This is a genomic window from Exiguobacterium sp. Leaf187, assembly GCF_001423925.1.
GTDB lineage: Bacteria > Bacillota > Bacilli > Exiguobacteriales > Exiguobacteriaceae > Exiguobacterium_A > Exiguobacterium_A indicum.
Map to the genome: position 1 here is coordinate 178,439 of NZ_LMPR01000004.1, position 19,954 is coordinate 198,392.

The following is a 19,954-nucleotide window of genomic DNA, read 5'->3' on the forward strand; positions in this document are numbered from 1 at the left end:
TTTAATCATATATCTTTTTTTCAAAAAAATCACGCAAATGTGTTCCGTTCACAAATATGTCACAACTGTCACCATTGTGTCGATATCAGAGATGAATGGAAAAAGAGTATAGTATGGTAGGGAAAGAACAGCAGAACGATTCACAAGAACTGGAATCGATTCAAATACAGAGAGGAGATGACCCGAAATGGGATTACGCGCAGGACAGGTTGTCACATTAAAAGTAGAACGCGAAGCAGAGTTCGGAGTGTTTCTGACAGATGGAAATGAAGACGTGTTGTTGCATAACAATGAACAAACACGGAAAGTAGCCCTCGATGAAGAGGTAGAAGTCTTCTTGTATCAAGATAATGAAGGGCGTCTAGCATCATCGATGACGATTCCAGAAGCTTCATTTGAAGACTATGTCAAGACGACGATTAATGGAACACGCTATAACACAGGAGTGTTCGCGAACATCGGTATTCAAAAAGACGTTCTCGTCTCACTCGACGATTTGCCGCAGCGCCGGATGTTCTGGCCAGAAGAAGGCGATCAACTCTTCATTCGTCTGAAACATGATCAGAAGCTTCGGTTACTCGGAGACCCTGCACCTTATGCATACTTCAACTTACGTGCGAAGCCAGCTCCAGAGGAGTGGAACAACATGGACGTCGAAGGTCTCGTCTTCTCACAACGTGAACCAGGCGTTAACGTCTGGGTCAACGATCAATCGATCGGATTCTTGCATGAACGTGAGATGGAACGTTGGCCGCGTCTTGGAGAAGTCTTGAAATTACGAGTGACAAATGTAAAACCAGATGGTACAGTATTACTTTCAGCACGACCACGTGCCTTTGAAGCCATTGATACAGACGCGGAGTTGATTCTGAACCATCTACTTGAACATGATGGTCAGATGCCGTATGGTGATAAGACAGCTCCCGAGACGATCGATGAAGTATTCGGTCTCAGCAAGGCAGCATTCAAACGAGCGCTCGGTCGCCTGTTGAAAGATAAAAAAATAGAAAAAAATGAAACGGGTATTCGGTTGACGAAATAATCGGACCGAGTAAGCCTGCGTTTCGAATAGATAGTAAGGAATTCATCATTTTGGTGGTTGCGGCTGGTTTGATTACCGGCGACCATTTATTGAATATACCCCATCACTAGTGGGGGCACGCGATGACGTACATCGCACGGTCCGGGCACTTCGCCTTTCCCTCGCCCTTATGGCAACGATTATGATGGTGACTTCCCTAAACATTATTATAAGAGAAACCACTCTATCTTTATGTGATAGATTCTGTTATAATAGGTAGTCGATTGTATTCGTTACGGTAGCGTCTGTTTAGTGGCAGACGCTTTTCATATGACAAAGGAGAGTATTTAGCATTGACAACATTTCGTGAATTAAATCTTAGTGAGGCACTTATCAAAGGTGTCCTAAAAATGGGCTTCGAAGAAGCAACACCAATCCAAGCAGAAACAATTCCAGTCGGACTCAGCGGCGTTGACTTAATTGGTCAAGCACAAACAGGTACTGGTAAAACTGCAGCATTCGGTATCCCAACAATCGAGCGTCTTGACGCAAAATCACGCAACATCCAAGCGTTGATTCTTGCTCCAACACGTGAGCTCGCAATCCAAGTAGCAGAAGAATTGAACCGGATCGGTGAAGTAAAACGCGTTCATGCACTTCCTGTTTACGGCGGTCAGCAAATCGATCGTCAAATCCGCGCACTTCGCAAAAATCCACAAATCGTCGTTGCGACACCAGGACGTTTGATGGACCACATGAACCGTAAGACGTTGAACCTCGATCACGTTCAAACGGTCATCCTTGACGAAGCAGATGAGATGTTGAACATGGGATTCGTCGAAGACATCGAGAAAATCCTCGGTGCACTTCCTGAAACACGTCAAACACTCTTATTCTCAGCAACGATGCCACCACAAATTCGTAAAATCGCAGATCGTTTCATGACGACTCCGACACACATCAAAGTCAAAGCAAAAGAAATGACAGTTGAAAACATCGACCAGTCATTCATCGAATTGAAAGAAAGCCAAAAATTCGACGTTCTTTGCCGTTTGATCGACACGGATTCTCCGGAACTCTCAATCATCTTCGGTCGTACGAAAAAACGTGTTGACGAAATGACTGAAGGTTTGATCCAACGTGGATACACAGCTGACGGTTTACACGGTGACTTAACACAAGCAAAACGTGACCAAGTCATCCGTCGTTTCAAAAAAGGAACGATTGATATCCTCGTCGCGACAGACGTTGCAGCACGTGGTCTTGACATCTCTGGTGTCACACACGTCTACAACTTCGACGTCCCACAAGATCCAGAGAGCTATGTTCACCGGATCGGTCGTACGGGTCGTGCTGGTAAAACAGGATCGGCTGTCACATTCGTTACACCACGTGAATTCGGTCAAATCAAAACAATCGAACGTGTCACGAACAAAAAAATGTCACGTCGTCATGCACCAACACTTGATGAAATCTTAGAAGGCAACTTGAAGCTTGCTGCACAAGAACTCATTAAACGCGTTGAAGCAAAAGACTCAAAAGAATATACGACACTTGCACAAGAACTCTTAGAAGAGTACGAAGCAGTGGAACTTCTTTCAGCAGCACTTAAAGGATTGACGAAAGAGCCGGATGCAACACCAGTCCAAATCTCTTCAATCGAACCAATCCGCGTGAAACGTTTCGGTAGCAACGGTGGTGGAAACCGTCGTCCTTACGGAAACAAAGGTGGAAGTGGAAGCGGCAACCGCAGTGGCGGATACCGTGGAAACAACCCACGCGGTGGCGAGCGTCGTGAAGGTGGTCGTTCATCTTCTTCATCAGATCGTCGTGAAGGCGGTTATGCTGGACGTAGCAACCGTAGCGAAAGCGATCGTAACCGTGGTGGACGTAAACCACGTTTTGAAAAGTAAACGATTCGAACCGATTTGTCACAGACAAGTCGGTTCTTTTTTATGATTTATCTGAGCGGTCATGATAAAATGAGCCATGAACGATAGGGAGAGGGCTGAATCATTCGTGTATACCATTTATGTAGCAGCATCCGTCTGTCTCGTTGCACTGATCGTCGCGACGAAAAAGATTTGTGAGCGGACGACAAAAGGACATTTTCGTTATATTCCGTTGGCGACCTTATTATTTGGCGGCATCATCTTTCTTGTGCTAGCCATCGGTAAGGGAGGAGCCGTCGGAATCCAATACGGTGTCCTGAGTATCATCTACTTGACGGCGACATTCGGTGTGTACTTGTATATCGCATTGCGGAAAGATACGACGTTATCGTAAAACAGGGGCTCTCTCGTTACAGAGAGGCTCTTTTTTTGTTAAGATAGAACAAGAGTACAAGGGGGGAATAGAATGGATGCATTAGATGTCATCGTTCATCCCGAAGAGATAGAGGCATGGTTTCAACCGATCGTAGGCGCTGCCCCTTTTAAGGTGGAAGGGTATGAAATCCAGTCCCATTTTCGTGGAGAACCGTTAAAACCATTTTTTCAGGAAGATGATGTTCCAATCGAGTATCAACTCGAAGTCATGGGGCATGTCGTCCGTCAAGCATTCCAAAAAGTACCCTCCGATGCACAAGCGTTTATTCTGATCCGTTGTCGTCCAGCTTGGCTGTTTGAAAACGGTGGGGAGGACTTCTTGCATGTCTTACGGACGGTCGACTCGTCGTTTCCAAAAGAGCGGATGTACGTTACTTTGACGGATGTCCAAGTCGATGATTTTGACCGTCTGGGTCGGATCGTCGCGTATTACCAGAACTCTGGACTGAAGGTAGCGCTGGACCGTGCGGAAGCAACGAGTCTTGAACGTGTCTTTTCGATGTCGCCGGATATGTTGATCGTCGATTTATCCTCCATGATTGAAAAAAAGACCGTCTCAGCGTCGTATCCACATCTCTTACAGACGATGGAGCATCTTTGCGACCAGCTTGGAGCGCCACTTTTGTATAAGAATATCAGTCATCTCGGTCAACTTCGGTATGCGTGGCAACACGGAGGACGTTACTACATGGGGAATCTACTTGGAGAAGCATCACCTGAATGGGTCATGACCTGTCCTGGTATGGAAGTGTTGATCCATGAAGTCCCGATGTTTTATAAATATGATCGCGAGCAGATGAATCGCTTGTTTCAGCTAGAGCAAGACTGGACGGTTCGATTTAATGAAGATTGTCAGTCCTTGAAGCCGGAGCAAGATCTCGATCAATGGTTGCTGACGCTCGCCCGGAAGATGGAGCCGGAATTCATCCGGTTTTATATCACGGATGCGAATGGATTCCAACAATCTTCAAACGTCAGTAAAAAGAGTGGGGAGTGGAAGCTGTATTCCTTCTACAAAGGGTACAACTGGAGTTTCCGTCCTTACTTCATCCGGACGACGGTAGCGATGGAACGACGACATAGTGGATATTTATCCGAACGGTACGTCGACTTCAGCTCGAGTGAACAAACGCGGACATTTAGTATGCCGCTCAGTAATGGGATGTTCTTATTTGCGGATATCTCTGCAGATTATCTATATCAAGAACGATTGAGTGAATGAGGAGGAAATGAAAGTGTTAGATTATGATTACGAGGCATTACGAGAAATTGGACGAATCGTCGCCATGGCACGCGATGAGATGGCGGATGCCGTCAAACCGGGAATCACGACAAAGGAACTCGATGACATCGGAGCACGCATCCTGAAGGAACAGGGAGCAGAGTCTGCTCCAATCGTCATGTACGATTTCCCAGGAGCGACATGTATCAGTGTCAACGATATCGCAGCACACGGTATCCCAGGGAAGTATGTCATTCAAGAAGGTGATATCGTCAATGTCGATGTCTCGGCTGTGAAGAACGGCTACTACTCAGACACAGGGAAGACGGTCATCGCAGGAGAAGCAAAACGTCCGGAAGATGTCCGACTCGTTGAAGTGTCATTGACGGCGCTTGAGAAAGGACTTGAAAAAGTCAAAGCCGGAACGAAGGTCAACCAGATCGGAAAAGCAATCTATGCCGAAACACGTAAGAGCGGTTTCACGGTCATCCGTAACTTAGCGGGACATGGTCTCGGTAAGACACTCCATGGTGAGCCAGAATCCATCTCGAACTACTTCAATCGTGAAGAGAATGATTTGTTGAAGGAAGGGCAAGTCATCGCTGTCGAGACGTTCATTTCAACAGGAGATGAGTTCTGTATCGAAGATGAGCGGGACGGTTGGACGTTATACACACCGAACCGGAGTCTCGTCTCACAATTCGAGCACACGGTCGTCGTCTTAAAAGACGGGTATGAGATTTTGACGAAAGTCGAAGGCAAAGAATCGTTCTAAGAAAAGCTCATATAGTAAAATACGAGAAGGGGGCTGACTCAAAAGTCAGTTTCCACAAAGGTAAGGGTGGCAGAATGATAATCTGCCACCCTTATCTCATAACAAAAAGAATGACGCGTTTCACGCAACTCCTACAGGAAAAAGCGCATCTTTGCGCTGTCAGAGACAAACAAGACCCGCTTTCCTGCTTGAATAAGGCAGGAAAGCTGGCTTGTGTTGTGTCTTGCCTGAGGAAAGGGCGTGAAAAGACGCGTCATTCTTTTTTGAGTCAGCCTCCTTTTTCGTCGTAGTGCTTCTATTATAAGGATATCCGGGACGTTGCCAATTTGTTTAACTGTGACTCGGATACGGCTGGAGCGGAATAACGAATGTGTCCGTGTTCGACATGATACGGGGTCTCAAGCAAATCTTCTTCGAAATAATCGGCAGTACTTGCCATATCAATCGGATAAGCGAGTCCAGGAAGTGTTGCAAAAGCAAGGGTCTGACGACGCCCGATACCGCTCTCGAACATCCCACCGAGCCAGTAGGGTGCTTTTGTTCGAAGGGACAAAGCGTTCGTCAGTCCACCGACGCGTGCCGGCTTGATGTTCAGAATCTGACCAGCTTGGAGCGTCTTCATCAACTCGGCATCCACTGGAGCGACGATGGATTCATCCAGACAAATCGGTGTCTGTAAGAGTATAGCGAGACGTTGATGTCCGGACCAATCCGACGCTGCGAGCGGCTGTTCCATCATAACGAGACCGAATGAATCCCACTGCTGTAATAGAGGGAAGTCTGCTTCAGTGAAGCTGCCGTTAGCGTCAAACATCAAGGGCGCATCAGGGAAAGCGGCACGTACTTGCTCAAGAACGACGGTATCCGTCGGAGCGAGCTTCAGCTTGATCCGTCCATATCCGGAAGCGATCGCTTGTCCGACGGCTTCGACGGTCTGTGCTGCAGAAGCCCGTCCGAGTGCTTTCCCGCAAGGTACGAGAGATGATTCATCACCTCCGAGATACGTGGCGAGCGATTGACCGGTAGCTGCTGCAAATAATTCATAGATCGCTCCTTCGAACATCGCCTTTGCCATCGGATTACCTTGCACGATGCGGAAACGATTCGTAACGTCTGCTGGATGATGGAGCGGTTGTTCAAGTAACCGATACAGCAGTGGAGCAATTCCTTGGAGGGAGTGTTGTGTTTCCGATGTATACCACGGTGTATCGAACGCGACACCTTCCCCGTAACCCACTCGTCCTTCCGAATCGGTCAGACGCAAAATCGTCGTCCGGCGTACTGTCAGCGTCGAGTGGGCGGTTTGCATCGGACGACGAAAGACGAGCGGAACATCGAACAGTTCGGCAGACCGGAGAGTGATACTCATAATGACTCCTTCAGTTGCTTCCGCAATAGTTTACCGTTCGCATTGCGTGGCAGCGCGCTACGATAGATATAATCAACCGGACATTTATATTTAGCGAGCAATTGACTGATTTCCGTTCGGACGATGACTTCATCGAGTGTACTGACAATGAAGGCGACCGGAACTTGTCCCCATTTAGCATCAAATCGTCCGACGACACCTGCTTCTTGAATTCCATCAATCGAGAGAAGTGCTGATTCGACTTCAGCTGGATAAATGTTTTCCCCACCTGAGATGATGAGGTCGCTTCGACGATCGAGGACATAGAGGTATCCATCGGCGTCCAGACGTCCTAAGTCACCAGTCTTGAAAAAACCATCTGCCGTAAAGGCGTCTGCCGTTTTCTCTTCCTCATGAAAATAGCCTTTCATGATCGTCGGTCCTTTGACTTCGATTTCTTGATGACGTGTAATGCGAATTTGTGTCGGATGAATCGCTTGTCCGGCCGATCCAATCTTTCGTAAGGCATCCTCAGGCAAGAGGGTTGCGATTTGAGAAGCGGTTTCCGTCATCCCGTATGTCTGCATGACCGGGATATTGCGGTCGAGTGCACGCGTCAGAATCGGTAATGGTACAGGACCGCCTCCTGTCAGTACGACGCGAAGTGCGTGGCGACGTAGCCCGGCTTCGAGCAGCCGATCAAGCATGACCGAGACGAGTGAGACATGGGTGATTTTTTCCGTCGTAATCCAGTGTAAGGCGCGTTCTGGCGAAAAATGTGGCTCAAGAATGATTGGTACTCCATAGATGACTGCCCGGTAGACGACAGCTAATCCACTCATGTGGAACAGCGGCGTGACGATCAAAAAACGATCCTCTGGCAGTGATCCGATATGACGCGCGGCGTTCGTCGCACTCGAGAAATGATTCAACATCGTTTGTTCGACGGCTTTCGGATGTCCGGTCGTACCACTCGTAAAGAGCATCGATTGGACGTATTGCTTGGGCATATGGCGTATTAACAGGTCAGGTGCTTCTTTTTCATAAGAGAAAGCCACGCACGGGATCTTTGTATCAAGTGTCCGGTCCGTCACGATGAGTCGTACATCTGCCTGTTTGAATTGACGTAACACTTCTGTCTGCGTCAAACGTGTGTTGATCGGGACGACGGTCAATTCAAGCAATTGAGCTGCGTGAAGAGCGACGATGTAGCGCGCACTCGATGGACCGTAAAGGGCGATCCGGTCTCCGCGTGTCACGATCGTCGCCCAAGTACTTGCTAAGCGATGTGCGCGTGTATATAGTTCGGACCACGACCAACGCTCTGTTTCCGTAATGAGTGCGATGTCATCCGGCTGTTCTTTTGCCCGTGTATAGATCCAAGGATACAAAATAGTCACTTCCTTTTGAGATGAATATACGAAAAAGGTTCAATGTCGTAAGACGATTGAACCTTTTTTTCATTATGGGAAACGTGGGAACTGTCCGAAGTCCGGGTTGCGTTTTTCTTTGAACGCATCGCGTCCTTCTTTTGCTTCGTCCGTTGTGTAGTACAACAACGTTGCATCTCCTGCGAGTTGCTGAATCCCTGCAAGACCATCTGAATCAGCATTGAATGCCGCTTTGAGAAAACGAAGAGCCGTTGGCGAATGTTGAAGGATTTCAGCGCACCATTGAATCGTTTCTTGCTCGAGATCTGCGAGTGGGACGACCGTGTTGACGAGTCCCATATCAAGTGCTTGCTGTGCGTCATATTGACGGCAGAGGTACCAGATTTCACGCGCTTTCTTGTGTCCAACAACGCGTGCGAGGTAACCAGAGCCATATCCAGCATCGAATGAACCAACTTTTGGACCAGTTTGTCCGAAGCGAGCGTTGTCTGCAGCGATCGTCAAGTCACACACGAGGTGAAGGACGTGTCCGCCGCCAATCGCATAACCTGCGACCATAGCGATGACTGGTTTTGGGATGACACGAATCAAACGTTGAAGATCAAGAACGTTCAAGCGTGGAATTTCGTCGTCACCGACATATCCACCATGTCCGCGTACCTTTTGATCTCCGCCAGAACAGAATGCGAGATCGCCTTCACCTGTTAAGATGATGACGCCGACATTTTGATCGTCACGTGCACGTGAAAATGCGTCGATGAGTTCGTGGACCGTGTGTGGTCGGAACGCATTGCGAACTTCAGGACGGTTGATCGTGATTTTCGCGATCCCGTTCCATTGTTCATATTTGATGTCTTCATAGCTGCGGGCTGATACCCATTCCGGAGCATATTTCATGTGAATTCCCCCAATATGTTAGTGATGAATAAGTAGATTCTCTACCATTGTAACAAACTTTTGCGGTTGGTCGATATGTGGGGCGTGCGAAGCGTGCAAAATCACGTGAATTTTTTCAGGTGATGCCGCTCGTGAAGCGATGGCACGGAATTTTTCATCCTCTGCCCCGACGATCCAATCAATCTCTTTCGGAAGGCATGACCATAGGGATGGCATGCTTCCTGTACCTTGTGCACGTAACGAAGCACTCAGACCTTCCACCGTTTGGGACAGGCGCTCCTGACGCAGTCGCGTACGTTGCGATTCCGGCAGAAGGGCTTGGGGTTTAAATAGTCCAAGTGTCTCCCAGTGATCGATGAAAGCTTCGAGTCCGCCTTTTTCGAGTCGCTCCGCAAGCACTCGATCGGATGTACGACGTACTTTTCGCTCGATTGCCGTCTGGATACCCGGTGTCGTACTAACAGCGATCGTCCGAGCGATTTGCTCAGAGACGACGCTCAGCATTAAAGCGATTCGTCCACCCATCGAATATCCGAGGACGATCCATGGCTCGGATCGCATAGCGAGCAGTGCCTCGAGATCCTTGACCTGTTGCGTCAAACGCATTCGTTGCTCAGACGCCGGTGTCGTTTTTCCATGCCCCATCAAATCAAGGCGATAGACGGTGAAGTGAGGCGATAAATGCTCACTTAGCATGTCCCACGTCGAGAGCGAGCCTGTAAAACCATGAAGCAATAGGAGCGGTGGACCCGATCCCTCGATTTTCACATGATACGTATGCCCACGCAAAATCATTGGAACACCTCGGCTAACGCATGATTCGTCACGTCCCAGATCGAACGGTGCATCTGTACGTTTTCTGTTCGTGTCGTCTTGACTTCAAGAATCCGAGTGACGTTCGTCTCTTCCGCAAGTGCTTGACGTAACGCGGCGATGGAATCGATCGCCTGATAGGTTACGCCATATCCGGAAGCGAGAGAAGCGAAGTCGAGATGCTGCGGTGTACCGAAAAGTGGTTCGAACACCTCTTGCTCGAGTTGCTGTTGTGGTAAAAAGCTAAATATGCCACCACCCGCATTGTTGACGAGAATGATCGTTAACGGAAGCGTCCGTGCTGTCATCAGACCGTTGATATCATGAATGAACGCTAAGTCGCCGACGAGTAAATAGCGGTGTGTGGCGTCAAACGTTGCTCCTAGAGCGCTTGAGAGAATGCCGTCAATTCCGTTCGCACCTCGGTTCGCGAGTAGACGAAGCGGTGTTCCTGTCGGTAGGAACGTATCGACATCCCGTATCGGCATACTGTTCGAAACAAAGAGACTTCCGTCCTGTAACGTCGTCAACGCACGGACGACGTTATACTCCGTCATCTCCTCTTGATCGATTGTCGCAAAAGCAGCGGCGACGCGTCGCTCCGCCTGTTGCAACAGTGTCAGATACGCAGGATCATGCGGAACAGATATATAATGCGCGAGTTGTCGCGCGTGACCAATTACGAAATCCGAATGGAGTTGAGGGTCACGCCAGTTTCCTGGATGACCGACGACCGTCGTCGGAATATCCCGAGACCAAAGCAGATAAGGTTTTGACGTCGGCATGGCACCGAAACGAATGATTCGGTCTGGTCGGACGTACTGAGCGGTAGCTGGATGTTTGAGCCATGTATCGTAATAGGCAAAAACGTGAGCATCATGCGATTGTCGTCCTTGACTGAGTGGATCCGCCAATACCGGAATCCCTGCTTGTTTCGCATACGAGATGACAACCTGACTGTCCGCCGCAGTAAGTTGTGGTCCAAGTACAAAAAGAAGACGCTCTTCTTGAAGTGCGGTCGCTAAAGCGTCGTTTACGCCCGGTGTCGGTTCAGGTAAAACACCGACCGGGCGTCCTGTCCGTAAGAGATCGAGTTCCGGCACGAGTGGTTCACGTAACGGAACATTGATTTGAACCGGACCAGCTGGTTCCGTTAGAGAGAGTAGGGTTGCGCGTTGTGCAACATGAGCGACGTAAGGAAGGCTCGCTTCTTCTGCTAACGGAAGATCAAACGCATGCCGAACCTGCTTCCCGTACAGACCAACCTGATCAATAGCTTGTGGCGCACCGACATTCCGTAATTCATGTGGTCGATCGGCGGTCAAGACTATCAGCGGAAGTTCAAAAATATTCGCTTCGGTCACTGCTGAATAATAGTTCGTCGCAGCGGTACCGCTTGTACAAATCAACGCAACGGGACGAACGCGTTCTTCCGTCCGTGTTAGACCTAAAGCAAAAAAACTAGCCGACCGTTCGTCAACAAGGACGTGGGTACGGCTAGAAGGATGCAGAAAAGCAGCAATGGCAAGTGGTGTCGAACGGGAGCCGGGACTGATGACGAAGTCCCGGACACCAGAAGCGACGAGCGTATCGATTAACGTGTGCATCCACTTAGTCAACATAAATATCATCCTTTTCAATCGAACCGACGTGTCCAAGTGCTTGTACCATCGGTGATAGTTTAGTTTCCGTCTCTGCCAGTTCACTATCGAGATGAGAGCCTTCGACGAGACCGCAACCGGCGTAAAGAATGACCGCCCGTTCTGTAAACAATCCAGATCGAATGGCAACGATGAATTCCCCGTCATCCTGTCCGTTCATCCAACCAACAGGTGAACCGTACCATCCTCGTTCGAACGTTTCGATTTCTTGGATGGCATCGACTGCTAACTGCTTAGGTTCGCCCCCAAGTGCAGGTGTCGGATGCAGTTTTTCGATTAATTGGAATAACGTCACATCTTCTTTTAAATGAGCTGTGATCGGTGTATAAAGATGTTGAATATGGCGATTCTTCAAGAGAATCGGCGTATCCGGACAATCCAGTTCCTCTGAAAATACAGATAATGTCCGTTCAATCGAATCCGCGACGATTCCGTGCTCTACCCGGTTCTTTTGATCTTGTAATAACGATTGACCGAGTGCTTCGTCCATCTCATCCGTTGCGTGGCGTGGTGCAGAACCAGCGACGGCTGCCGTTTCAAGACGACGTCCACGTTTTAAGACGAGTCGTTCCGGTGTAGCGCCGATAAAGGCTTCTTCCGGATTTGGTTGGAAACAGAAGACGTAGCTGCCGGGCTGCGTATCTTCGAGTTCAGCGACGACAGCGGCTACGTCGAGTGGACGATCCAGCTCATAGACGACTTCGCGCGCCAGGACGATTTTTTCAAGTGTCGTCTCCAAGTAGTGCATCGCTTGATGGAACGAAGCTTCAAAGGCTTCATTCCCATCTCGCGATAGTCGTAAGCGCGTGACGCCTGCGGCAGTCGATGATTGCGGTTGATTGACTTTGGCGAAATCGAGTGCGAGTTCATTTAAGATAGAATCGACTTGATCCATTGGCTCGACGCGAGCAAAAATCGTCACACGTGTCTTGCCATCTTGTTCTAGAAATAAAAACTTCGGAATCGTCATCGAAGCGTCTCCGAAGGAAGACCAACGATAATCCGGTTGTTTAAGTTCGGTAAACGAAAATCCGTTGAACGCAAATAAATCATGACCGACATGATCGCGATTCAAGTTTGCCCATTGCGATTGAATTCGTAAAAAACGATCCGTTCCTGAAGCCTGAAGTTGTTGTACGATGCCAAACCCGATGGCCCGCATCGAGCGATCAGGTGTCGCGAAATAAAATCGTTCCTCGATACCCTGTTCGAGGGAACGCATGTCAGTTGCTTCGATTTCCCATGAATACGAAGCGAGTATAGGTCGTTGTGAGGCGTTCGCCTGACTGACGGCCTGTTCGATACACTGTTTTAGCTCTTGTTGAGCGTAAGCCATACCGCTCATTGCCCCCTAGTCTATAGATACTGTGATATGTTTCACTTAATTTAAGTGTAAACTTTTTGCGGACAAAAAAGAAGGAATAAGCTATCTCGGATTGAACATTGACAGCAAAAAACGAAACCCGATACACTTAGACAGGAAAGGGGTTATTATATGAATAAATCAATCGCTGTCTATTGGCGAATGACACGACCGCATACATTAACAGCAAGTTTTGTTCCGGTCGTCGTCGGTACGGCAGTTGTCGCACCACGCGTGGAATCGATACGCTTGGATTTGTTTGTGGCGATGTTGATCGCATCGATGTTGATTCAAATCGCAACGAATCTGTTCAATGAATACTACGATTACAAACGTGGTTTAGATACGGAGGAGTCGGTCGGAATCGGTGGATCGATCGTTCGTGACGGATTCAAGCCGGGAACGATCCTAGCGTTCGCACTTACATTGTATGGCATCTCGGCATTACTCGGTGTGTATCTGTGCATCGAGACATCGTGGTGGTTACTTGTCGTAGGACTCATTTCGATGTTCGTCGGATATATCTATACAGGAGGACCGCTTCCGATTGCCTATACACCGTTTGGAGAAGTCGTTGCAGGCTTTTTCATGGGGTATATTATCATCGCGATTTCGGCGTACTTGCAAATTGGTTATGTTCCGACAGAAGCCGTTGCGATTTCGGTACCAGTCGCCATCTTGATTGGTTCAATCCTACTTGCGAATAACATTCGGGACTTGGATAATGATAAGGTCAACGGACGAAAAACGATTGCCTGTCTCGTCGGACATCGCCGTGCCGTGTACGTCTTGATCGGATTTTTTGCGGCAGCTATCCTGTCTCTCATTATTGCTGTACTCGCATTTGACGTTTCATGGTTTGCGTTACTCGCGTTATTGAGTATTCCGCTCATGATCAAAGCAGTACGTCTCTTCTGGGAAGACTTACCACCGGAAAAGCTGATGCCTGGCATGGCACAGACCGGTAAAGTGAACACGATTTTCGGACTCTTACTCGCAATCAGTCTCGTGATCGCGAATATCTAATCTTTAATCAAAGCAGCAGGCGATCCGCTTGCTGCTTTTTTAACTTGAAGATAGCGAACAGTTAGAAAAAAACTACTTCGGTTGTCACTGATTTAAAATTTTACTATAATTGAAGCAATGTGCCTGAAAGATCAAACAAGGTCGGAAATCAGGAAATATGGTTAGAGGTGGAACTGAAATGAATAAAATCGCGGTAATCGGAAAAGTATTCGTCGACATAAAAGGAACTTCGTTCGCTCCTTTGCATAAGGATGCGAAAAACGTAGGAGACATCACGTTTTCAAATGGAGGAACAGGACGCAACGTAGCACAAAATCTAGCCGTCCTCGGGAATGAAGTTCGCTTTATCTCGACGGTTACGAATGATCAGATTGGCGTGGGAGTGCTCGATGAGCTGAAATCTTACGGTGCAAATGTGGATCACGTCGAAATGTTAGAAGATCATGGAATGGGCATGTGGCTAGCTGTCATGGATAATGAAGGCGATTTGCAAACATCGATCTCAAAACAACCAGATGCCAAGTTGCTCGAAGAAGCGATCTTACGTCAATCAATCTATGCGCTCGATGGAGTCGATGCCGTTGCGATCGATCTTGATTTGTCTGTTACTGTGCTCGAACGTTTGATTCATTTATGCCGCAAAATGGAGTTACCATTGTTTGGTGTTTGTGGTCACTTGAGCGTCATCGAACGAAATCGTCATCTGTTACAAGGATTCACTGGATTCATTTGTAGTCGAGAAGAAGCAGAAATTCTGTCTGATTTATCGATCGTGACGGTAGAAGATGCGATTCATGTAGCAAACGAGTTAGCAAAAAAAGGAGCTCCGTTCACGGTCGTGACGATGAGTGAACTCGGGGCGGTCTACGTTGATCGTCGTACAGCGACATCAGGTCATGTCGGAACGAAAAAAGTAAAAGTCGTCGACTCGACGGGAGCAGGCGACTCATTTTTCTCTGCTGTCTTGTCTGAATTGACACAAGAAAAGTCAGCAGAAGAGGCATTGAAGCTTGGTATGAAGGTTGCAGCAGAAGTCATCGCTTCGACAGAGAATGGACTCGTTCCTGAAATGCTGGATGCTCTTCAATAAGTCGAAATGATAAAAGGGAGGTGGCGTCATGCCGATTCAACGAAGTGCAATCATTTTACGAAACGAACAGGATCAAATTGCGTTGATTCGTCGGGATAAACTGAACGAAACGTATTATGTCTTTCCAGGCGGTGGGAAAGATGATGGAGAATCGTTAGAAGAAACAGCGATTCGTGAAGCACATGAAGAACTTGGAATCGACGTGGAGTTGACCGGTATTGCCGCCATCGTCCGTTTTAATGGATTTGATAATCCTTATTTTTGGGCGAAAACAATTGGTGGTCGGTTTGGCACGGGTACGGGTGAAGAATTCGAAGAGGAAGGATCGGGTTATACACCGGTCTGGATCAAGCGTTCGGAGCTACCTTCGTTACCGGTTCGTCCACCGTCACTTGCTAAACAGCTGGCAGAAATGACAGAACCATTCTATGAATTGATCCTTTCTGAAAACGAATGAGGTTTTAGTTGAAATAAAATGGGAAAAGTATATTAAAACAATGAGGTGGTCGTTGACTGCCTCTTTTTCATGAAGGAGAGATGACGATGGCGCATTCACGCGATCCAAAAGGGCTTGCCCTGAACTTAAAGCAACGAATGTCCGATCATAACATCACGGATTATGCAGGGACACTCGCTTATTACTGGTTTTTATCCATTTTCCCAGGTATCATTTTCGTCATTTCCGTCTTATCTTTCTTTGACATCGATCGTCAGACGCTCGAATCACAAATTCGCGACTTAGCGCCAGGTGGAGCCGTCAACACATTCACCGATACGATTTTCCAAGCTATCAAGGAACCACAAGGTGGATTGTTATCGATCGGTGCGATTCTTGCCGTCTGGTCCGCTTCCAAAGGGGTCGATCGTTTGATCACGACAGCAAACCATGCCTATGGTGACTTCTCGCCACGTGGTTTCGTCGCAGCACGTGGGATTGCCTTATTGCTCACGATTGTACTCGGAATCGGGATGTTGCTGCTGATCGTCTTGAATGTTCTCGGTGGTCCGATCATCACGTATCTTGCCAATTTCGTGCTTCCGATCGATATGGGGCAAAAAGTCTTACTGACGGTCTTACGGTATGTCGTGTCGACGATTCTATTGATCGGTATCCTGTCGATCTTTTACCGCGTCGCACCAAAGCGTCCGATTACATTCAAAGAAGCAATTCCAGGAGCCGTTTTTGGTGTCATCGTCTGGCAATTATTATCGGTTGGATTCGGATTTTACGTCTCGAACTTCTCGAATTACAATCAAACGTACGGTTCGCTCGGTAGTGTCGTCATCTTGTTATTATGGCTCTACTTCACAGGGCTGATCATCTTACTCGGTTCTGAATTGAACGCATCATGGGAACGATTCATGAAAAAAGCGGATCCGAAGAAAATGGAAGAAAAGCGCTTGAAGGAACAAGCTGAACTTGATGCCATTCCGACGAATACGTTCGGATGAAGATACGAAAAAACGTCTGACTGCCTTCCGGCAATCAGACGTTTTTTCGTGTTAAGCAGCTAATCGTTTTTCAGATGAACGCTGTGGAAGACTTGGTAAAGCATCCTGTTGAAGAAGACGTAAACCGTTCAAGATGACGAGAATCGTTGATCCTTCGTGTCCGACGACGGCGAACGGCATGATGAGGAACTGGGACAAATTCGATGCGATCAATAGGAGGATGACACCGATCGCAAGCGTGATGTTTTGTTTGACGATCCGGTTCATCTTCCGGGCTTTGTGCACAGCATAGGCAAGACGACCTAAATCATTTTTCATCAAGACGACGTCAGCGGTCTCAAGCGCAGCGTCCGTTCCTTCACCCATCGCAATCCCGACATGTGCTAATGCAAGGGCTGGGGCATCGTTAATGCCGTCACCGACCATCGCGACGGTCCGACCTTCTGTTTGGTATTGTTTGATGTAGCGGACTTTATCTTCCGGTAGGCACTCAGCGACGAAGTCCGTCAATCCCGCCTCACGTGAGATAGCAGCTGCCGTGACCGGATTGTCACCAGTTAACATGATCGTTGCGATGCCGAGATCATTTAAGGCAGCAATCGCTGTTTTGGCTTCCGGACGAATCGTATCACGTAACGCATAAAGCGCTACGATCTGTGCTCCATTGCTGACATAAACGATCGTATGCCCTTGCTCTTTCAATGACTGTTCGATCGCGACGAATGGATCGTCTAAACCATCATGGAATGCCCGTTTACCGATACGATACGTGACACCATCGACAGTTGCTTCAATCCCGTATCCTGTCACATCCTTAAACGTTGATGGTTCGCGGACATCGGTTTTTAAGTGATCGACGATTGCTTGGGCGAGTGGATGGTTCGACTGCGCTTCGATGGAAGCAACCGCTTGTTGGACTGCGCGGACGTCCATGCCTTCCGCGTAACGACTTTCAGTGACGACGGGTTTCCCTGTTGTCAGTGTTCCCGTTTTATCGAAGACGATCGTATCGACTTGACCGAGCGTTTCGATGTGGGCGCCTCCTTTAAAAAGAACGCCATTTTTCGCAGATGCGGCAATTGCAGATAAGGCAGCAGGTGTAATCGACGCAACAAGGGCACAAGGTGAGGCGACGACGAGAAGAATCATCGCGCGATAAATACTTGTCTCAAATGTCCAGCCAACGACGTAATGAGGGAGGACCATCATTAGTGCAACGACGAGGAGGACGATTTTGACATAACGGCTTTCGAAACGTTCGATGAACTGAGCAGATGGAGACTGTTCACTTTGTGCGTTTTGGACCATATGAATGATTTTTTGGAACAACGATTCGTCAGCAGCTTTCGTCATCTCAATCGTCAAGACACCATTCATGTTGACAGTCGAGTTATAAACGGTATCACCTGTTTGTTTTTCAACCGGAATCGATTCTCCTGTAATCGATGCTTCTTCGATCGCGGCTTGACCGCGAACGATGACACCATCGACTGGAATCCGCTCCCCAGGACGAACATAGACGAGGTTACCGATCGCTAATTGTTCGATTCCGACGACTTCGAGTTGACCGTTTGCATTCAGACGTGTTGCTTCCTCTGGCTGTAAAGACATCAAGCTTTGCAAGGCACGTTCGTTCTTATTCATCGTGTATGTCTCAAGGGCACCGGATAACGCAAAGATGAAGATGAGGATCGCACCTTCCATCCAGTATCCGATAGCAGCCGCACCGATGGCAGCTAAAATCATCAACAATTCGACGTTCAACGTTTTTTCTTGATACGTCTCCGTCAATCCTTCCTTCGCTTTCGCATATCCTCCGATTACATAAGCCGATAAGTACAATGTGACATAAACGGCAGACGCCGTATTGAATTTTTCGAGTCCGTAAGCAACTAAAATCAATATTCCGCTAAACAATGCTAGAATCAATTCGTGATGCTCATCCCAAGCATGACGGAATACGGAACGCTGTTGAACATCGGTAGTAGTGGAAGTCGTCATATTAAAACTCCTTTCAAAATGTAAATGAGAAATGAAATCATTATAGAAAGAGAATGAGAATGTGATATATCAATGAGTTTAACTGATTGATAATGAGTTTCATTGTCTCTAGATTATAATTATTATTATCTGTAGAATTACTATACCATGCTTCAGTGAAAAGGAACAGGAAAGGAACTAGAAAGATGCAAAAAATTTTAACCCATCGGATTGGACTCGTCGTCTTTGCGTTACTGACGACTTTTTTGTGGGGAAGTGCGTTTCCCTTCATTAAAAAAAGTTATGACTTATTACAGATCACATCTTCCGAATACGGAGAGCAATTACTGTTTGCGAGCTATCGTTTCTTTTTAGCAGGTGTGTTATTACTTGTCGTCAGTGTCTTCGTCTTCAAACAGACGATCACACTGAAGGAGCGGACCTACGCCTATAGTCGTCTCGGCTTCTTTTTGACGTTCTTGCAGTATGTCTTCTTTTATATCGGTCTATCTTTATCAACTGGCGTACAAGGATCAATCATTGCCGGATCGACTTCGTTCTTTCAGATGTTGCTGGCACATTTTCGATATGAAGACGATCGACTGAATCGATTTAAAGGACTCGCCTTATTCCTTGGATTCACAGGTGTCATCTTGGCCAACTGGCCACAAGGTGGGCAAGGTGTCTCGTTTGGAGTAGGGGAAGGATTATTGATCGCAGCAATGGTTTCCGGGGCGTTCGGTAACTTGATTGCCAAAGAATACTCGGCACGTTATCCGGTGGCACCGATGACTGGATGGGCGATGGTCATTGGATCAATCGGTCTCTTTATCGCAGGAGTCATTCTCGATGGTCACGTCGCACCATTCACCTTTTCAACGACAAGTGCTTGGATGCTCGTGTATCTTGCCTTCTTATCAGCGACTGGATTTACGCTTTGGAACTTACTAATGAAATATAATCCAGTCAGTAAAGTGTCGTTGTTCATGTTCTTCGTACCGATCTATGGTGTCAGTTTATCGGCCTTGATTCTCGGCGAGACGATTCCACCGCAAGCGTTGCTTGGGTTACTCTTCGTCGTCAGTGGTATCTTAGTCTCGACGTACCTTCCTGTATGGTTTCAAAAGCGAGGTTGACGAAGATTCAGAATCGTGCAAGAATAGTTTCAATCAAAGTAACTCCCAATCGTTCGTTGCTCAAGCCGACCCGTTCGGCTTTTTTCTGTACGGTCAAGTGAAGACCGATTCGGCCTTGTCTGAAAGGCTAGTGCGACTATAAAACGAAAGGAGATGAAAACGAATGGAACGGAATGAGATCGTTCGAAAGATCATTGCCACTCGTCGTCCACGTGATGAGTTTGCCCGGTTCGTCGTAACGTGCGTCAGTCAACAATTGAAGGAAACCCATGGAGATGTGGATGTGGAAATCATCGAGGCGGAGAGAGGTTACGATTCAGTGTGGTCAATCAACGGTCGAGAGGTCGTCGTGCTGCTCGAGACAGAAGAGCTGAAGCGTGCAAAAGAACAGCCGTATGCGATCGACGATAAGCTCTGGCGGAGTTTTCGGCAAGAAGGAATCGTGAAATAAA

General features: G+C 47.7%; 18 protein-coding genes. 11 read left to right on the forward strand and 7 right to left on the reverse strand.

All coding sequences use genetic code 11. The features are described from left to right. Window positions 1-187: 187 nt before the first annotated feature. The 5 genes from ASF99_RS01770 to map all read left to right on the forward strand — a co-directional run bounded on the left by ASF99_RS01770 (window position 188) and on the right by map (window position 5,345). Complete coding sequence (locus ASF99_RS01770; RefSeq protein ID WP_023467275.1) at window positions 188-1,042, forward strand: CvfB family protein; 855 nt, start codon at window positions 188-190, stop codon at window positions 1,040-1,042. A 332-nt stretch (window positions 1,043-1,374) separates the two neighbouring features. Next, entirely contained in the window at window positions 1,375-2,934 is a 1,560-nt protein-coding gene (locus ASF99_RS01775; RefSeq protein WP_035398788.1) for a DEAD/DEAH box helicase, read from the forward strand. A gap of 106 nt (window positions 2,935-3,040) precedes the next feature. Next, window positions 3,041-3,307: a hypothetical protein gene (locus tag ASF99_RS01780; protein ID WP_023467277.1), complete on the forward strand. Its 267-nt coding sequence runs from the start codon at window positions 3,041-3,043 to the stop codon at window positions 3,305-3,307. A 72-nt stretch (window positions 3,308-3,379) separates the two neighbouring features. Further along, window positions 3,380-4,570 carry an EAL-associated domain-containing protein gene (locus tag ASF99_RS01785; RefSeq protein WP_023467278.1) on the forward strand — a complete coding sequence of 397 codons (1,191 nt, stop codon included), beginning with the start codon at window positions 3,380-3,382 and terminating at the stop codon, window positions 4,568-4,570. 13 nt (window positions 4,571-4,583) lie between these two features. Beyond that, window positions 4,584-5,345, forward strand: coding sequence for a type I methionyl aminopeptidase (gene map, locus ASF99_RS01790; RefSeq protein ID WP_023467279.1), 762 nt, complete (start codon window positions 4,584-4,586; stop codon window positions 5,343-5,345). Window positions 5,346-5,643: 298 nt separating this feature from the next. Here map and menC read toward each other — a convergent pair whose 3' ends face one another. From menC to ASF99_RS01820, 6 genes are all read right to left on the reverse strand, one after another. Next, the gene (gene menC, locus ASF99_RS01795; protein WP_055966673.1) at window positions 5,644-6,714 is read right to left on the reverse strand and encodes an o-succinylbenzoate synthase; all 1,071 of its coding nucleotides are present in this window, start codon (window positions 6,712-6,714) and stop codon (window positions 5,644-5,646) included. Continuing rightward, window positions 6,711-8,084 (reverse strand): o-succinylbenzoate--CoA ligase, encoded by a 1,374-nt coding sequence (gene menE, locus ASF99_RS01800; RefSeq protein ID WP_055966676.1) that lies wholly within the window; start codon window positions 8,082-8,084, stop codon window positions 6,711-6,713. The genes menC and menE overlap by 4 nt, the downstream gene beginning before the upstream one ends. 72 nt (window positions 8,085-8,156) lie before the next feature. Beyond that, on the reverse strand, window positions 8,157-8,981 hold the full coding sequence (menB, locus tag ASF99_RS01805) for a 1,4-dihydroxy-2-naphthoyl-CoA synthase (protein WP_023469886.1): 825 nt from the start codon (window positions 8,979-8,981) through the stop codon (window positions 8,157-8,159). 18 nt (window positions 8,982-8,999) lie between these two features. Continuing rightward, on the reverse strand, window positions 9,000-9,776 hold the full coding sequence (gene menH / locus ASF99_RS01810; protein ID WP_055966678.1) for a 2-succinyl-6-hydroxy-2,4-cyclohexadiene-1-carboxylate synthase: 777 nt from the start codon (window positions 9,774-9,776) through the stop codon (window positions 9,000-9,002). Next, window positions 9,773-11,416, reverse strand: a complete 1,644-nt coding sequence (gene menD, locus ASF99_RS01815; RefSeq protein WP_055966685.1) for a 2-succinyl-5-enolpyruvyl-6-hydroxy-3-cyclohexene-1-carboxylic-acid synthase — start codon at window positions 11,414-11,416, stop codon at window positions 9,773-9,775. The genes menH and menD overlap by 4 nt, the downstream gene beginning before the upstream one ends. Continuing rightward, entirely contained in the window at window positions 11,406-12,791 is a 1,386-nt protein-coding gene (locus tag ASF99_RS01820; protein ID WP_055966688.1) for an isochorismate synthase, read from the reverse strand. The genes menD and ASF99_RS01820 overlap by 11 nt, the downstream gene beginning before the upstream one ends. 159 nt (window positions 12,792-12,950) lie before the next feature. On the opposite strand from ASF99_RS01820, the gene ASF99_RS01825 reads away from it, so the two are divergent. The 4 genes from ASF99_RS01825 (at window position 12,951) to ASF99_RS01840 (ending at window position 16,386) form a co-directional block, all read left to right on the forward strand. Next, on the forward strand, window positions 12,951-13,844 hold the full coding sequence (locus ASF99_RS01825; RefSeq protein WP_023467284.1) for a 1,4-dihydroxy-2-naphthoate polyprenyltransferase: 894 nt from the start codon (window positions 12,951-12,953) through the stop codon (window positions 13,842-13,844). Between the two features lie 178 nt (window positions 13,845-14,022). Next, complete coding sequence (locus ASF99_RS01830; protein WP_029340887.1) at window positions 14,023-14,934, forward strand: PfkB family carbohydrate kinase; 912 nt, start codon at window positions 14,023-14,025, stop codon at window positions 14,932-14,934. 28 nt (window positions 14,935-14,962) lie between these two features. Continuing rightward, the gene (locus ASF99_RS01835) at window positions 14,963-15,391 is read left to right on the forward strand and encodes an NUDIX hydrolase (protein WP_023467286.1); all 429 of its coding nucleotides are present in this window, start codon (window positions 14,963-14,965) and stop codon (window positions 15,389-15,391) included. An 86-nt stretch (window positions 15,392-15,477) separates the two neighbouring features. Next, the gene (locus ASF99_RS01840; protein WP_050677394.1) at window positions 15,478-16,386 is read left to right on the forward strand and encodes a YihY/virulence factor BrkB family protein; all 909 of its coding nucleotides are present in this window, start codon (window positions 15,478-15,480) and stop codon (window positions 16,384-16,386) included. Between the two features lie 51 nt (window positions 16,387-16,437). On the opposite strand, the gene ASF99_RS01845 is transcribed toward ASF99_RS01840, so the two are convergent. Beyond that, a complete protein-coding gene (locus tag ASF99_RS01845; protein ID WP_023467288.1) occupies window positions 16,438-18,387 on the reverse strand; it encodes a heavy metal translocating P-type ATPase in 1,950 nt (649 codons plus the stop codon). A 185-nt stretch (window positions 18,388-18,572) separates the two neighbouring features. Between ASF99_RS01845 and ASF99_RS01850 the strand changes: the two genes are divergently transcribed. Both ASF99_RS01850 and ASF99_RS01855 read left to right on the forward strand, forming a co-directional pair. Next, window positions 18,573-19,502, forward strand: coding sequence for a DMT family transporter (locus tag ASF99_RS01850; protein ID WP_023467289.1), 930 nt, complete (start codon window positions 18,573-18,575; stop codon window positions 19,500-19,502). Between the two features lie 163 nt (window positions 19,503-19,665). Beyond that, window positions 19,666-19,953, forward strand: a complete 288-nt coding sequence (locus ASF99_RS01855) for a hypothetical protein (RefSeq protein ID WP_023467290.1) — start codon at window positions 19,666-19,668, stop codon at window positions 19,951-19,953. The last annotated feature ends 1 nt before the right edge of the window (window position 19,954 follow it).

What these genes read in the sequence shown, in the direction of transcription:
- ASF99_RS01825 (WP_023467284.1), top strand. Translation starts at nt 12,951, where the DNA reads ATGAATAAATCAATCGCTGTCTATTGGCGAATGACACGACCGCATACA.
- menC (WP_055966673.1), bottom strand. Translation starts at nt 6,714, where the DNA reads ATGAGTATCACTCTCCGGTCTGCCGAACTGTTCGATGTTCCGCTCGTC.
- ASF99_RS01840 (WP_050677394.1), top strand. Translation starts at nt 15,478, where the DNA reads ATGGCGCATTCACGCGATCCAAAAGGGCTTGCCCTGAACTTAAAGCAA.
- menD (WP_055966685.1), bottom strand. Translation starts at nt 11,416, where the DNA reads ATGTTGACTAAGTGGATGCACACGTTAATCGATACGCTCGTCGCTTCT.
- ASF99_RS01850 (WP_023467289.1), top strand. Translation starts at nt 18,573, where the DNA reads ATGCAAAAAATTTTAACCCATCGGATTGGACTCGTCGTCTTTGCGTTA.
- ASF99_RS01830 (WP_029340887.1), top strand. Translation starts at nt 14,023, where the DNA reads ATGAATAAAATCGCGGTAATCGGAAAAGTATTCGTCGACATAAAAGGA.
- ASF99_RS01770 (WP_023467275.1), top strand. Translation starts at nt 188, where the DNA reads ATGGGATTACGCGCAGGACAGGTTGTCACATTAAAAGTAGAACGCGAA.
- ASF99_RS01855 (WP_023467290.1), top strand. Translation starts at nt 19,666, where the DNA reads ATGGAACGGAATGAGATCGTTCGAAAGATCATTGCCACTCGTCGTCCA.
- ASF99_RS01835 (WP_023467286.1), top strand. Translation starts at nt 14,963, where the DNA reads ATGCCGATTCAACGAAGTGCAATCATTTTACGAAACGAACAGGATCAA.
- menB (WP_023469886.1), bottom strand. Translation starts at nt 8,981, where the DNA reads ATGAAATATGCTCCGGAATGGGTATCAGCCCGCAGCTATGAAGACATC.
- ASF99_RS01820 (WP_055966688.1), bottom strand. Translation starts at nt 12,791, where the DNA reads ATGGCTTACGCTCAACAAGAGCTAAAACAGTGTATCGAACAGGCCGTC.
- menH (WP_055966678.1), bottom strand. Translation starts at nt 9,776, where the DNA reads ATGATTTTGCGTGGGCATACGTATCATGTGAAAATCGAGGGATCGGGT.
- ASF99_RS01785 (WP_023467278.1), top strand. Translation starts at nt 3,380, where the DNA reads ATGGATGCATTAGATGTCATCGTTCATCCCGAAGAGATAGAGGCATGG.
- ASF99_RS01845 (WP_023467288.1), bottom strand. Translation starts at nt 18,387, where the DNA reads ATGACGACTTCCACTACTACCGATGTTCAACAGCGTTCCGTATTCCGT.